We start from the raw sequence: 13,528 nt of genomic DNA, 5'->3' as shown, positions 1-13,528 counted from the left end.
CGCACATTCAATTTGGTCAATATGGAGAATTATCGTTCCATATTGCGAACAATCTGATATGAATGCTCGAGATGACCGTCGTACAAAGAACGGCATGGATGTTGGAGAGGACGATGAACGGACCGCTGGCGGGAATTCGTATTATCGAGGTGGCGATGTGGGCCTTCGTTCCCGCTGCAGGCGGCATGCTCGCAGACATGGGTGCGACCGTGCTCAAGATCGAGCCGCCCACCGGCGATCCCCTTCGAGGTCTGCGCGTGGGCACCTCGCAGCCCGGAGATCACGGCTTCGTCCTGTCATGGGAGAGCTACAACCGCGGCAAGCAGAGCATCACCCTCGACCTGCGGCAGACAGCGGGCCAGGACATATTCTACTCTCTCCTGGAAGACGCCGATGTCCTGTTGACCAACCTTTTGCCGTCAGCGCGCCGGCGTATGGGAATTTCCGTGGAGCAGGTGCGCGCACGCTATCCCGATATAATCTATGCGCTGGGCAGCGGTGTCGGCGCGCAGGGCCCCGAGGCGGACAAGGGCGGCTATGACGCGATTTCCTATTGGGCGCGGGCCGGCATCGCATCCTCGCTCACGGCAGAAAGTGCGGATTATCCCCTCCCCCCGCCCGGCCCTGCGTTCGGGGACACCACCGCCGCAGCGATGCTTGCAGGCGGCGTCGCCGCCGCGGTCGCGCAGCGATTGATGACCGGACATGCCCCCGTGGTCGATGTGTCGCTGCTCGCAACGGGCATGTGGCAGATGCAGCGATCGATAAGCGAGGCAACCCTGGGGGAAAGCGGTTCTCGCAAAGTCCCGCGCGACCAGGTGAACAACCCGCTTGTCAATACCTACAGGACCCTGGACGGCCGCTTCATCGCGCTCTGCATGCTGCAGAGTCAGCGGTATTGGGCGCCTTTTTGCCTGGCGGCGGACCGAACCGATCTGGCCGACGATCCCCGCTTCGCGCAGGACAGCGACCGCAGGCGCAACGTCGGCGCCTGCGTGGCCGAACTCGACGCCTTGTTTGCAGGCAAGTCGCTGGCCGACTGGCGCCAGATCCTGGCCCGCCAGGAGGGTCAGTGGGACATCGTGCAGAATGTCGCGGAACTGGCCGACGATCCGCAGGTCAGGGCCAATCGTTATATCCAGCCTGTCGACTACGGCGCCGGGCGCATCATGCCGATGGTCAGCACTCCGATCCAGTTCGACGGCAGTCCGCTCGCGCCGCGCCCCGCACCTGCACTGGGCGAGAACAGCGAGGAGATCCTGACCGCGCTGGGCTATAGCGAAGACGAAATCATCGGATTGAAGGTCGCCGATGTCGTATTCTGAGGAACGCACCCTCACCCGCACGGACCTTCGCGCGCTCGCCTACAACCACCAGGAGACCCGCTGCGTCGGACGGCTGGCTGTACCTGAGGGCGCAGGCCCCCACCCGGCGGTCCTGGTCCTGCACGATGCCCGCGGGCTTGGAGACGGCACGGCGCGGCGTGCGCATGCACTTGCGCGCCAAGGCTATGTTGCTCTTGCGGCGGACCTCTACGGTGACGAAGCCTACTTTCCCGATCCCAAGCTGGCAGGACCAACGCTGGCCCCGCTGCTCGATGATCCCGCGAAGCTGCGAGAACGGACGATAGCGGCTTTCGAAGCTCTCTGCGCACTGGACATCGTCGATCCCGGCAAGGTCGGAGCCGTCGGCTTCTGCCTGGGTGGACGCTGCGTGCTTGAACTGGCGCGCAGCGGCGCGGCCCTACAGGCGGGCGTGAGCCTGCACGGCCTGTTGACGACCGCCATGCCGGCACGGGAAGGCAGCGTCCAGGCCAGGCTGCTGATCCTCACCGGGGCCCATGATCCCTATGCGCCGGCGGAGGACGTTGAAACCTTGCAACGGGAAATGACCGCTGCATCGGTAGACCATCATATCACGATCTACAGCGACGGCTGGCACGGGTTCTCCGACGAAGAGGCCGGTGACATGCGCAATGTCCCCGGCGTGCGCTACGACCCGCTGCTCGACCGCCTGTCCTGGGCGCAGACGCTGGCCTTCTTCGACGCATTGCTGGCCTAGAATTATACCTTAGGGAGGATGAGGATGTTGGGAAGTATGGAAGCAGGCGCTCACCCAAAGTCTACCGTTCCGGCCGACTTGAAGGATGCGCTGGATCCGGAATGGCTGGGCCGCGCCCTCGCGCCGGTATCGGGCGGGGCCGAAGTGACGTGGGTAGGCGATATCGACAATTTCGAGACCGTCGCGGCCAAGGTTCGCCTGGGGGTTCGCTTCGCGAATGCCCCCGAGAAGACCCATCGCTTTTGCATCAAGGCCATGTTCGGGGTCGAGAACTCGCAGCGGGCCGGTGCGACCGCAGTGCGCGAAGCGCAGTTCTACGCCCGCATTGCGCCCCAGCTTTCCCTGCGCGTTCCCCGGACGCTCCCCGTGATTGCCGACGATGGCGGCAGCGCGCTGCTGATCATGGAGGACCTGATTGCGGCGGGCGCGCACTTCTGTTCGGCGCTCGAACCGTTCACGCGCGAACAGGCGGAAGCCAGCCTTGACCAGATCGCCCGCCTCCATGCCGCCTCGGGCCTGCTGGCCGGGAACGACTGGATTCCGTTCCGATTGGCTTACCTCGCAACCAGCCCGCATTTCTCGGCATCGCAGCTGCAAAACCTGATGGACGGGCCGCGCTGCGCCCCCCTCGACAAGCGAACCGGTGACGCGGCGCTGCTTATCGAAGGCATGAAGCGGCTTGAGCGGCGCTTCGCCGGCGCTCCGATGACCATCCTTCATGGCGACTGCCACGCCGGCAATTTCTACAGGACCGCCGAAGGGCCGGGACTTACCGACTGGCAGCTCGTCCAGCGGGGAAACTGGGCGCAGGACGTCGCCTACCATATAGCAGCGATCCTGCCCGAAGACGTGGCGGGACGGGAAGAGCGAGGACTGCTGACCCATTACCTTGACCGCTTGCGGGCCCATGGAGGCACTGCTCCCGAGCTGCAATCGGCATGGGACGACTACCGCGCTGCCCAGATCTATGGCTATTACCACTGGGCGATTACCCAGCGCGTCGAACCCGAGATCGTGAATATCTTCGTTCGCCGACTGGGCTCGGGCGTCGAACGCCACGATACTTACGCGTTACTCGGCCTGTAGAACACTGGGCCTGTAGAACCAAGATCGGAGCAGAGCAGTCCAATCGACTGCTCTGCTCCTTTACCATCAGTCGATCTGATAGACCCGTTTTGCACGGGCATAGACGATCTCATGGATATCCGCATCCGGCACTCCGGCAAAATCCCTCGCAACGATGTCGTGAGACTGCGGCCAGGACGTTTCCGAATGGGGATAGTCCGAGGACCACATGATATTGCGCCCTCCCACCCAGTCTCGTTGCAGGATGCCGATACGGTCCTGGATGAAGGAGCCGTAGACGTTCTGTTCCATGAAGTGGCTTGGCGGCTGCGAGATCGGGCTGTCCGTCCAGAAACGCTGACGCTCCCATGTCCGGTCCATGTATTCCGCAGCCCAGGCGAACCAGCCGACCCCGCTTTCCACGGTCACGAACCGCAGCTTGGGAAAACGCTCGAAAATCCCGCCGAAGATCAGGACAGCAATCGGCTCCGCCATCGACAGCTTGCTCATGAGCATGTCGGGCAGGAAATGGGCCTTCTCGCCAAATCGGGGGACACGCGCCCCAAGGTGCACGGTCACGGTCAGGTCGAGTTCGCATACTTCCGCCCAGAAGCGCTCGAACTCAGGGTCCAGATAAGAGCGATCGCCGGTCGGATTTCCGGTCAGGGCAGCCCCTTGCCCCGTGGATATCGCCTTGACCGTCGCCGTGGTGCTGATGCCGTCGGCCGACTGGGGAAACGCGGGTATGTTCACTGTCCGAAACCCGAGCTTCGCAGCCTGGCGCATCAGGCGGATCGTTTCGTCCACATCGCGCATGGGCAGGTAGGCAACGCCCTGGAGACGCTTGCGATCGGCCCCGCAGAAATCCCAGAGCCACCGATTGTAGGTTTCGAAGCTGGCGATATAGAGTTCGCTGTTCCTGGTCCCGAGCGGCCCCCCGCCGAAGATGACAGCCGCCTCGATGCCATCCTGATCCATGTCGGCAAGGCGCTGGTCGGGCAGCCAGGCGGCCCGCATCTCGGACCGCTTCACATTCACCTTGAAATCCTTGCCGGACTTTCCGGCAGTGTTGTTCAGTTGCTTGACCGGGCGCCGGTTGCCCTCGAAGACGACCCAGTCATGCTCCTCGCCCTCCTCTATGTACGGCGCGAGCGCACGCAGGTGCTGGGGCAGGTAGTCCTTCCACATTTCATGGGGCGGATCGAGATGCGCGTCCGCGTCGATCAGCGATCTGCGCGTCTGCGCCGCGCTGTGTTGACCAGGCTGTTCCTCAATCCTGGAGGACAGGGTTTCCGTGCGTTCCTTTACCGCCATCGTCGCAGCTCCTCATTCCCATAAGTTCTCTATTTCGAATTTATATTCTTCAATTAGAATTTTTCGCACAACTTGCCCGTTTGTCAAGGTCGCGCTCCTCAGCCCCGCTTCAGGAGCAGCGCGCCATATCCATATCCGCCGTTGGCGACGAGGCAGGTACGCGCCCGCGCAACCTGGCGAGCGCCGGCCTTGCCCCAGAGTTGCAGGCATGCCTCATGGAGGTGACCGTAACCATGGAAGCGCCCCGCCGAGAGCTGGCCGCCGCTCGTATTCAGCGGCAATTGTCCTTTCAGACTTATGCGCGAGCCTCCCTCGACGAAGCGTGCCGCCTCGCCCTGGCCGCACAGGCCCAGAGTTTCCAGCCACAGCAAGGTCAGGATGGAAAAGCCGTCATAGATCTGCGCGAGATCGACATCGCCGGGTCTCAGATCGGTTCGTGACCACAGCATCTTTCCCACGCCCTCGGCCGGAAGGCTCGTGAAGTCGCCGACATGCCGCCCGACCCCGAGCCCGCCCAAAGCCATTCCCATCGCCTCGATCTCGATCGGATCACGCGCCAGTCCTCCGGCGGCATCGCGATGAGACAGCAGGATCGCCGTGGAGCCGTCGATATGCGTGTCGCAATCATAAAGACGCAAGGGCGAGGAAATCAGCCGGGAATCCAGATAGTCGTCCAGGCTTATCGGCTTGCGATAGATCGCATTGGGATTCAGGCTCGCCATGGCGCGGCTGTTGACCGCGATCGCCCCCAATTGGGCCTCGGTCATTCCGTAGCGATGGCGATAGGCCTGCGCGTAGAGCGCATAAGTGTTCGCAGGCGAAAGCGCCAGGAAAGGCGCCGACCACATGTTCCCCCGCATTGCCCGTGCGGGCGAGGAGGCGCCTTTCGCGCCTGCCTGAATCATGCGTGCGCTGGCTTCGGCCACCGTCCGGAACACCAGGACATGGCGGCACATTCCCGAGGCAATCGCCTGGATGGCGCTGAATATCGCGCTCATGTGACCATGCCCCTCTGTCGAGGCCCCGACCCAGATCGGCCTCATCCCGGAAGCCAGCATCACTTCGGTGGCGCCTACCGGAGAAAATCCGGAGCCATCGCCTGCCGGCCCCGGGTAAGTCGTCAGCCCGTCGATCTCATCTAGGGCGATGCCGGCGTCGGCGATAGCCTCCGCGCAGGCATCGAGAGTGAGCTGCAAAGCGCTGCGGGCGGATGGCCGCCCTACCAGAGACTGGCCCGCACCCGTAATGCGCACCAGCTTTTCGGCATGGACTGTCACGCCTTGTCTCCGCGCGGCCTGAACAGGGGGAGCCAGACATCCTCATGCTGGACGAAGAAAACCTCCACCGGCATGCCGATCGCCACGTCTTCAGGATCGCAATCGACGATATTGGTCAGCAGGTAGAGTTGCTCCTGCTCTGCCAGTTCGACGGCGGCAAAGACATAAGGGACGGGCAGTTCTCTCCGCCAGGGTTGATGGTTGATCGTGAAGGTCGCCACCCGCCCGACCCCCGAAACGTCCACGGGAGATACATCCCCGCCGCCGCAGGCGAGACAACGCGGCATCGGTGGATGCTGGTAGCGACCGCAGGCGCAGCGCTGCACGCGAAGCGAGCCGGCTTCACCCGCTTTCCAGAAGAAACCGGAATCGGCATCGATCACCGGCAGCGGACGCGGCCCCCAGGCGGCAATCTCGCGGCGCTGTACCATATCAGCGCAGCAGGACGGGAAGAGCCGAGATACCGCGCTGCTCCAGCCCTCCGGTCAGGAAAGGCGCAGGCGCTTCAGGATCGAGGCGCAGATCCGGAAAGGCGTCCAGAAGCGCATTGATCCCGACGTTGATCTCGCTGCGCGCGACATTCATGCCCAGGCATTGATGCTGGCCGATACCGAAGCCCAGATGCGGCTTTGCTGCGCGGTGCAGGTCATAGTCATCGGGATTGTCCCAGCGCGACGGATCGCGATTGGCCGCCCCGGTGCAGAGTTCGACAACGGAGCCCTCCGGTATGGCGACCCCTCCCAGTTCGACGTCCTCGGTGACCAGGCGGCTGAAAACCGGTGCGGTAACATTCCAGCGCACCGATTCCTCGATTGCCGCGTCCACGAGCGAACGGTCGGCCTTTACCGCCTCAAGCTGTTCGCGGCGGCTTAGCAGCGCCCAGAGCGTGATGCCGAACTGGCGCCAGGAGGTGCCTCCGCCGGCAACCATGACGAGCCGGCTGTTGATCGCGATCTCGCGGTCGCTCAGTGGACGTTCGGTTCCGTCGGGCAATTGCACCGTTGCCTCGATCAGCTTGGACACGACATCGTCACCCGGCACCTCGCGGCGGCAGCCGATGAGTTCCGCCAGCATGCGCCACACCGTTTCGGACGCCGCGGCCCGTACCTCGGGCGCGATTTGGCTGATTTCGCTGCTGCGCATCAGTGCCTGACGGAACACGAGGGCGTCATCGCCTTCGAGACCGATGGCCCGCGTCACCGTATGGACGGGAACCCGCGCGCAGTATTCCAGATTGAGCTCGGCGCGATCCTGATGCTTCAGACGCTCTATAAGCGTCTCGACAATGTCGTTGATCCAGCGCTGCCGCCACCAGGTAAGTGTGCGCGGCTTGATGAACATCGGCTGGAGTGTCTTGCGATAGGCCAGATGCTGCAGACCATCCATCTCCAGGATCCCCATGAGCTGTTCGTCGGTGGGGTTGGGGTGATGAATGATATGGGAGGAGTATCTGCCGTTTTCACGAAACGCAGTTTCGCACTCTGCAAAGCCCAGTACCGTGTAGCTCTGCCTGTCGAGACCGACCTTGTGCCGCTTCACTTCGGGCAATCCCAGCAAAGAGCGCAGGGAGCCCTTATGGACAGATCCGTGTGCCCGCAGCTCAGCCAGCTTGGGATTGACGTCCTCCTCGATCAGATTTCCCATTTCCATCGCTTCGCGGCGGACATCGTAGAGTTCTTCGTAAAGCGGATCATCGCGCGTCAGAACATCGGCCATTGCAAACCTCCTGCTAATTGCTGTGCTCAGGCATTGAAGGGGATCGGCCTCAGGTCGGCGGACGGCTCTCCCGCAGCCTGAGCCCGCGCGGCACGGGCCGCGGGCGTTTCATGGCGAAGCCTGCGCGCCGCCAGATACAGAAGAACCAGCGCCAGGGGGACGAGTAGCTGGACGCTGATCATGCCCTTGGCGAGCGATCCCGTCGTCGTGCTGACTTTTCCAACCCAGTAGGGCCCGGCACCGGCGGAAATCACGATGTTGACCAGGGCGAAAGCCGAAGCTGCCCCGCCCCGCATGCGCGGCAGCACCAGGTCCTGGATCATGGCCGCGAAAGCGCCCGCCCAGCCTGCGGAAAACAGCGCAAACAGAGCAAAACCCGGTAGAAAATCAGCGGCGCTGGACGCTCGCAGCATGATCGCCAGTGCCGGCAACGTACCGATCGCACTGATCGCCGCAATCCAGACGGGCGCACGCCGATCATGCTGCTTCCAGCGATCCGCGATCCAGCCGCCACCGATCACGCCTACCGCCGAGGTCGCCGCCATGCTGAGTCCCAGGGTGCCGCCCGCCAAAGCGGGCGACATGCCGAGTATCCGGATCGCGTAAGCCGCGGTCCAGGCGCTGACCGCTCCCGTGGAGCACGCAACCAAAGCGCCGCCCAACATGGCAAGGACATATGTCGGACAGCCGAAGGTGAGCCGATAGAACGGCAGGTCCCGTGCCTTCTGCGCCTGACCCCAGCTGACGATCGCATAGGCGCCCAGTGCAATCGCACTCCACTGCGCCGCGTCTCCGGTCATCAGGATCAGGGCCGTTGCCAATGCCGCCAGAAGGAGGATCAAGGCCAGATTGGCGCGGAGGGCCGCTGTATTGCCGGTTCGATAAAGACTGATCAGAGTGAACGGCGGAATGGCCGCCCCGAACTCGCGGATCAGCAAGCGTGGCAGCGTGATCACTTCCTTGCCGGGGCGAGCCGGTTCCCGCAGGTTCGCCACCAGCACCGCCAGCGGCAGTCCGGGCAGGCCGACGATCAGCAGTGCAGCCTGCCATCCCTTGATGCCGCATGCGAACGCGCCCGGAACGCTGCTGCACATGGTCGGCCAATGCTGGAGAATATAGCCTCCCAGCACCAAGGCCGCGGCGCCGCCGAGATAGGCGCCCGCTACATAAGTGCCCAAGGCGGCTGCGCGATTTCGAGCCGGAAAGTAGTCCGAGATCAAGGCATGCGAACAGGGGTTCGCCGTGGCCTCACCCACGCCGACACCGATCCGGGCCGCGCCCAGCCCCGCGAAACTGGTCGCGCCTGCCCCGGCGGCGGTCATGATCGACCAGGTGACGAGACCCGTCGCCATCAGGCGCGTGCGACTGAGGACATCGGCGATCCGCCCCATCGCGATCCCGACGACCGAGTAGAAAACGGCAAACCCGGTCCCGAGAAGAAAGCCCAATTGCGCATCGGTCAGTTGGAGATCGACCTTGATGCTCTGCGCCAGAATGGACAGAATCAATCGATCGAGGAAATTCAGCAACCCTGCCAAAGTCAGGACAATGAGAACGTAATAGGCATGAGGCCGGATACGTTCTTCACTCGCGGACCTGGTGGTTGCCGCCTGTTCCGTCTCGGCCGACCTGGACGCGCGCGCCGCTTCCGCGCCAGCCAACGGCATGGCCCCTGCGGTGCCCCCGCCGCCAAGGCCTGACAGTGCCAGGGAAGGTTCAACTTCTCCCGATGATCTCGACATGCCTGCTCTCCCGTCACGCAAATCGCCATGCTTATAATTCTATATGGCGAATATATTATCTATATATAGAATAATTGAGTCAACCGAAGTCCCCTTGCCGGGCCAGCAAACGGTCTCGAACCGTGGCCAAGCGCGCGCTGTCCACGCCGAGTTGCGCTTCAAGGTAGCCGCGAAAACACTCCGGATCCGGGGCGATCCGATCGAGCGCCGCGCCTAGATAAGCAGGGTCGGCGCTCAGGATCGCCCGGATTACAGCCTCCGGCTGTCGCCCCAGTACGCCACCTTGCGCCCTGGATTGTAGGACCAGCCCTTCCAGCCCTCCGACAACATCGGTCGCGGCGAAATCGGCCATGATCTGCTCGCGGGAAACACCCAGGGCCAGGAGAATGATTGCAGCTGCGGTCCCGGCGCGGTCCTTGCCCGCCGAACAGTTGAACACCAGCGGCAAAGACCCTTCATGGAGCTGCCGGAACAGTTCCCGGTAGGCCGGGGCCTGCTCGAACGGCAGGCGCCGATACCCCTCGATCATGGCGGCTCGGGCGCTTTCCACATCCGGCAGGTCCGAGGTCATGAGACGTCGCAGTTCGCCAAAGCTCGTCTCATAATCTCGCGACCAATAGCGCAGGCCCAAGGCGGAGTACCAATCGACCGGAGCAGAAGCGCGCTCCTGCGAAGTGCGCAGATCGCAGAGGCTGCAAATGCCCAGAGAGCGAAGACTCTGCCGGCCCACTGAAGTCAGTCCGCCAAGACTTCCCGAGCGATAGAGCAGGCCATGACGCACCGGACGGCCGTCCAGTCCTGTATAGCCGCCGAGATCGCGGAAATTGCGGGCACCATCGAGCCGAATGACACGCGGACCGGCATGCGAACCAAGGGTCTGCCCCCTCACCGGCCCATCACTGGTCATCGGCGACCCGCACCACCAGCTTGCCGACATGGCTGTTGCCGCTGAATATGCCCGCGAATGCGGCGGGCGCCTGCTCAAGGCCTTCGACCACGGCTTCGGTCAGTTTGATCCGCCCTTCCCTGTACCATCCGGCAAGGTCTTCGAGTGCCTCAGGCCCAGCCGTAAGGGCCCCGCCGAAGCCTCGGACCTCCAGCCCTTTCGACATGATGGTACGCATGAACCCCGGGAGGCGATCGGGACCGGGGCCCTCCAGGCCGATACCATAGTAGGCGATGAAGCCGCATACCGGCATCCGGGCCTGGTATTTCAGCAAAGGCAGCACGGCGTCGGTTACAGGACCGCCGACATTTTCGATATAGACGTCGATGCCGCCGTCGCAGTGCGCCTTCAGTTTCTGCGGGAAATCGGGGGACTTGTAGTCGACACAGGCATCGAAGCCGAGGGCTTCCACCGCCCGGCATTTGGCTTCGCCGCCAGCGATACCGATCACCCGGGCGCCCAATATCTTGCCGATCTGGCCGGCAATGCTGCCGACGGCGCCAGCAGCCGCCGATATGACGACCGTCTCGCCCGCCTTGACCCTGCCGATTTCGATCATGCAGGCATGGGCAGTCTGCCCGGGCATGCCGAGCAGCCCCAAGGCAGCGGAAGGCGGCGCGGCCTGACAATCCAGCTTGCGCAGAGGTACGAGCTGCGGATCGATCGCGGCATATTCGCGCCACCCGATCCGCCCCTCTACCCAGTCCCCCACCGTCCAACCGGCAGCATTCGACGCCTCGACCCGCGAGACGGCTCCGCCATAAACGACTTCACCGGGACGCACCTGCGCGCGTCCGGTAAGCCGCTGTTCGTCCAGAGCGAAGCGGATGAGCGGATCCAGCGAAAGCCAATAGGTCTTCAGCAGGACTTCTCCCGCCGAGGGCTCTGGAATGGCCAGGGTTTCGACGGCGAAATCTTCGGCTCTCGGCGCGCCCTGCGGATAGGCGCGCAGTACGATCTGCTTCATCGGCTCTCCCTCCATGCATTCCGGTCGCTCCTCGCAGCGATCGAGGCGATCAACCTTCCTCACCTGCGCAGCGGCACGCCGGCCGAAAGGCCGCCGTCGACCGGCAGGTTGACGCCGGTTATGTTGGCAGCCAGATCCGAGGCCAGAAAAAGCGCGGCATTCGCACAGTCCATGGGATCTATGGGCCGCCCCAGAGGATGAGCCGCGCTCATGCCCTGGCGGACCTTCTCCGCATTGGGCCCGCCCATGTCCATTCCGCCATACCGCGTCGGCATTCCGGCAGGACAAACGGAATTGATCCGGATCGCCTTGCCGGCCACTTCCATCGCCAGCGTCCGCGTAAGGCCGACGACAGCGCCCTTCGTCGCCCCATAAGCGACGCCGCCATAGCCGATCAGACCGGCGATCGAAGCGGTGTTCACGATGACGCCTCCGCCGCCCTGCTGCTCAAATGCCGTGATCGCCGCCTTGCACCCGTACAGCACGCCGTTGACGTTCACGGCCTGCACCGCGCAGATTTCCTCGGCGGAGGTCGTCGTCAGCCGCTTCGGCCCTTCCCCCGGCGCCCCCATGACCGTGATGCCGGCATTGTTGTAGAGAATGTCGAGCCGGCCATAGTGGGCCACCGCGAATGCGATCAGGCGCTCGACCTCTGTCTCGTCCGCGACATCGCACCGCGCGGCACGGGCTTCCCCGCCTTCCGCCGCGATCAGCGCCGCGGTTTCATCGGCCCGGGCGGCATCGATGTCCGCGGCCACCACGCGTGCACCATGGCGCGCAAACAGGAGAGACGCGGCCTGTCCGACCCCGGACCCTGCCCCGGTGATGACGGCCACCTTCCCGTCTACCAAACCTTTCATGTCAGGCCCCCATGTTGATGCAGCTGAGTTGCTGGTAAAGGCGGATCCCTTCCACGCCGCGCTCGCGCCCGATGCCGCTCATTCGCTGGCCGCCGGCCGACACGTAGCTGCTCATCATCGCGCCGTTGACGTTCACGGTGCCGCTCTTGATCCGGAGGGCCACATCGAGCGCCTGACGCCGGTCCGCCCCAAAAACATAGCCCGAAAGGCCGTAGGCGGAATCGTTTGCCATCGCGACGGCATGGTCGAAATCCCGGTAACCGATCAGGCAAACGACCGGCCCGAAGATTTCCTCCTGCGCAGCCGGATTCCGGTTATCGGCGATATCCAGCACGGTGGGTTCGAAGTAGTAGCCCTTGTCAGCCAGTCCAGCGGGACGGCTGCCCCCGGTGATCAGCGTGGCACCGGCATCGAGCGCGGCCTGGACGAAATGCTCGCAGCGCGCACGCTGCGCGGCCGAGACGACAGGTCCCAACTGCGTCTGGGGATCTTCCGCCGCACCGATCCGGATCTGGGCGAAGGCAGACCGTATCCGCTCGGCTATGGCCGCCTTCTCCGCCTCCGGAACGAAGATGCGCGTTCCCAGCGCGCACCCTTGCCCGGCGTGCGCGGTACAGGCGCCGACCATGACCGGCACGACCTTCTCAAGCGCATCCGGCAGGAATATCTGCGCCGACTTCCCACCCAATTCGAGCTGAAGCCGCTTCATCGTCGGGGCCGCCTGCTGCGCGACCATTACGCCGACGGCCGTCGAACCGGTGAATGCGACCATATCGACGTGCTGGTGGGTGGTGAGCAATTGCGCGCCCTCGACACCCCCTTCCGTCACGATGTTCAGCACGCCGTGAGGCAGGCCCGCTTCCAGCGCCGCCTCTCCAAACACCACGGCCGACAAGGGGGTGAGCGGGCTTGGACGCAAGACAACGGTGTTGCCGACCGCAAGCGCGGGCATGACCTTCCAGAGCGCGGTAAGGAAGGGAAAGTTATAGGCTGCGATGGCTGCCACCACGCCGATCGGCGAATAGCGGCGCAGGCTCTGGTAAGCCTGCCCCATGGGATTGATCCGCTCGCTGATCGGGAGGGGATTATCCTCGCATTCCGGCAGTGATTGAACGAGGTCCAATATCTGCCCCGCCTGCGCAAGAGGGGTCTGCACCTGGCTTCGCATCGAAGGCGTAAATCGCGGGCAACCGGCCTCTCGGGTGATGAGATCGACGATCCTGTCCGCGCGCTTTTCCAGGGAAGCGGCAAAATCGCGCAAGATTGACAGCCGCGCACCCATGGCGAGTTCGCTCCAGCCCGGCCCGTCATAGGCACGCCGCGCCGCCGCTATCGCTTCTGCAACCTGCTCCAGAGAGAGACCCGTCGGCGTAGCGATGACTTCGCCCGTAGACGGATCTTCGACCGGGAAAGGCGTGCCGCATCCCGCGACGAACCGCCCATCGACAAACCCTTCGCTCATGCCTCTCGCCTATTCGCAATTTCGAACTATTATTCGATATTTGTAAATAGGCGCATTTTTCCCCGCGCGTCAACCACGCTGAGAAAGAGTGAATTCAAACTAAGCCCGAATGGGCGGC

General features: G+C 63.7%; 12 protein-coding genes. 3 read left to right on the top strand and 9 right to left on the bottom strand.

Features of this window, described 5'->3' with window-relative positions:
• The first annotated feature begins 62 nt into the window (after positions 1 to 62).
• The 3 genes from V7066_RS11065 to V7066_RS11055 are packed head-to-tail and all read left to right on the top strand — an operon-like array spanning position 63 to position 3,147.
• On the top strand, positions 63 to 1,325 hold the full coding sequence (locus V7066_RS11065) for a CaiB/BaiF CoA transferase family protein (protein ID WP_334183098.1): 1,263 nt from the start codon (positions 63 to 65) through the stop codon (positions 1,323 to 1,325).
• Positions 1,312 to 2,061: a dienelactone hydrolase family protein gene (locus V7066_RS11060; RefSeq protein WP_334183097.1), complete on the top strand. Its 750-nt coding sequence runs from the start codon at positions 1,312 to 1,314 to the stop codon at positions 2,059 to 2,061. Before V7066_RS11065 ends, V7066_RS11060 begins: the two co-directional genes overlap by 14 nt.
• Before the next feature lie 24 nt (positions 2,062 to 2,085).
• Positions 2,086 to 3,147 carry a phosphotransferase gene (locus V7066_RS11055; protein WP_334183096.1) on the top strand — a complete coding sequence of 354 codons (1,062 nt, stop codon included), beginning with the start codon at positions 2,086 to 2,088 and terminating at the stop codon, positions 3,145 to 3,147.
• A gap of 66 nt (positions 3,148 to 3,213) precedes the next feature.
• Here V7066_RS11055 and V7066_RS11050 read toward each other — a convergent pair whose 3' ends face one another.
• The 9 genes from V7066_RS11050 to V7066_RS11010 all read right to left on the bottom strand — a co-directional run bounded on the left by V7066_RS11050 (position 3,214) and on the right by V7066_RS11010 (position 13,410).
• Positions 3,214 to 4,440: an amidohydrolase family protein gene (locus V7066_RS11050; protein WP_334183095.1), complete on the bottom strand. Its 1,227-nt coding sequence runs from the start codon at positions 4,438 to 4,440 to the stop codon at positions 3,214 to 3,216.
• Positions 4,441 to 4,538: 98 nt separating this feature from the next.
• Positions 4,539 to 5,717, bottom strand: a complete 1,179-nt coding sequence (locus V7066_RS11045; RefSeq protein ID WP_334183094.1) for a thiolase family protein — start codon at positions 5,715 to 5,717, stop codon at positions 4,539 to 4,541.
• The gene (locus tag V7066_RS11040) at positions 5,714 to 6,148 is read right to left on the bottom strand and encodes a Zn-ribbon domain-containing OB-fold protein (protein ID WP_334183093.1); all 435 of its coding nucleotides are present in this window, start codon (positions 6,146 to 6,148) and stop codon (positions 5,714 to 5,716) included. Before V7066_RS11040 ends, V7066_RS11045 begins: the two co-directional genes overlap by 4 nt.
• 1 nt (position 6,149) lies before the next feature.
• On the bottom strand, positions 6,150 to 7,433 hold the full coding sequence (locus tag V7066_RS11035; protein WP_334183092.1) for a cytochrome P450: 1,284 nt from the start codon (positions 7,431 to 7,433) through the stop codon (positions 6,150 to 6,152).
• A 26-nt stretch (positions 7,434 to 7,459) separates the two neighbouring features.
• Positions 7,460 to 9,175, bottom strand: a complete 1,716-nt coding sequence (locus tag V7066_RS11030; protein ID WP_334183091.1) for an MFS transporter — start codon at positions 9,173 to 9,175, stop codon at positions 7,460 to 7,462.
• A 79-nt stretch (positions 9,176 to 9,254) separates the two neighbouring features.
• Complete coding sequence (locus tag V7066_RS11025; protein ID WP_334183090.1) at positions 9,255 to 10,064, bottom strand: tyrosine-protein phosphatase; 810 nt, start codon at positions 10,062 to 10,064, stop codon at positions 9,255 to 9,257.
• Between the two features lie 7 nt (positions 10,065 to 10,071).
• Complete coding sequence (locus tag V7066_RS11020; protein ID WP_334183089.1) at positions 10,072 to 11,088, bottom strand: NADP-dependent oxidoreductase; 1,017 nt, start codon at positions 11,086 to 11,088, stop codon at positions 10,072 to 10,074.
• Between the two features lie 59 nt (positions 11,089 to 11,147).
• Positions 11,148 to 11,948, bottom strand: a complete 801-nt coding sequence (locus tag V7066_RS11015) for an SDR family NAD(P)-dependent oxidoreductase (protein WP_334183088.1) — start codon at positions 11,946 to 11,948, stop codon at positions 11,148 to 11,150.
• A gap of 1 nt (position 11,949) precedes the next feature.
• Positions 11,950 to 13,410 (bottom strand): aldehyde dehydrogenase family protein, encoded by a 1,461-nt coding sequence (locus tag V7066_RS11010; RefSeq protein WP_334183087.1) that lies wholly within the window; start codon positions 13,408 to 13,410, stop codon positions 11,950 to 11,952.
• Between the last annotated feature and the right edge of the window lie 118 nt (positions 13,411 to 13,528).

The organism is Novosphingobium sp. (genome assembly GCF_036820275.1).
GTDB lineage: Bacteria > Pseudomonadota > Alphaproteobacteria > Sphingomonadales > Sphingomonadaceae > Novosphingobium.
The sequence above is the reverse complement of the archived record's forward strand: the minus strand, read 5'-3'. Positions and strand labels throughout refer to the sequence as shown.

What these genes read in the sequence shown, in the direction of transcription:
- V7066_RS11065 (WP_334183098.1), top strand. Translation starts at nt 63, where the DNA reads ATGCTCGAGATGACCGTCGTACAAAGAACGGCATGGATGTTGGAGAGG.
- V7066_RS11060 (WP_334183097.1), top strand. Translation starts at nt 1,312, where the DNA reads ATGTCGTATTCTGAGGAACGCACCCTCACCCGCACGGACCTTCGCGCG.
- V7066_RS11055 (WP_334183096.1), top strand. Translation starts at nt 2,086, where the DNA reads ATGTTGGGAAGTATGGAAGCAGGCGCTCACCCAAAGTCTACCGTTCCG.
- V7066_RS11050 (WP_334183095.1), bottom strand. Translation starts at nt 4,440, where the DNA reads ATGGCGGTAAAGGAACGCACGGAAACCCTGTCCTCCAGGATTGAGGAA.
- V7066_RS11040 (WP_334183093.1), bottom strand. Translation starts at nt 6,148, where the DNA reads ATGGTACAGCGCCGCGAGATTGCCGCCTGGGGGCCGCGTCCGCTGCCG.
- V7066_RS11035 (WP_334183092.1), bottom strand. Translation starts at nt 7,433, where the DNA reads ATGGCCGATGTTCTGACGCGCGATGATCCGCTTTACGAAGAACTCTAC.
- V7066_RS11030 (WP_334183091.1), bottom strand. Translation starts at nt 9,175, where the DNA reads ATGTCGAGATCATCGGGAGAAGTTGAACCTTCCCTGGCACTGTCAGGC.
- V7066_RS11020 (WP_334183089.1), bottom strand. Translation starts at nt 11,088, where the DNA reads ATGAAGCAGATCGTACTGCGCGCCTATCCGCAGGGCGCGCCGAGAGCC.
- V7066_RS11015 (WP_334183088.1), bottom strand. Translation starts at nt 11,948, where the DNA reads ATGAAAGGTTTGGTAGACGGGAAGGTGGCCGTCATCACCGGGGCAGGG.
- V7066_RS11010 (WP_334183087.1), bottom strand. Translation starts at nt 13,410, where the DNA reads ATGAGCGAAGGGTTTGTCGATGGGCGGTTCGTCGCGGGATGCGGCACG.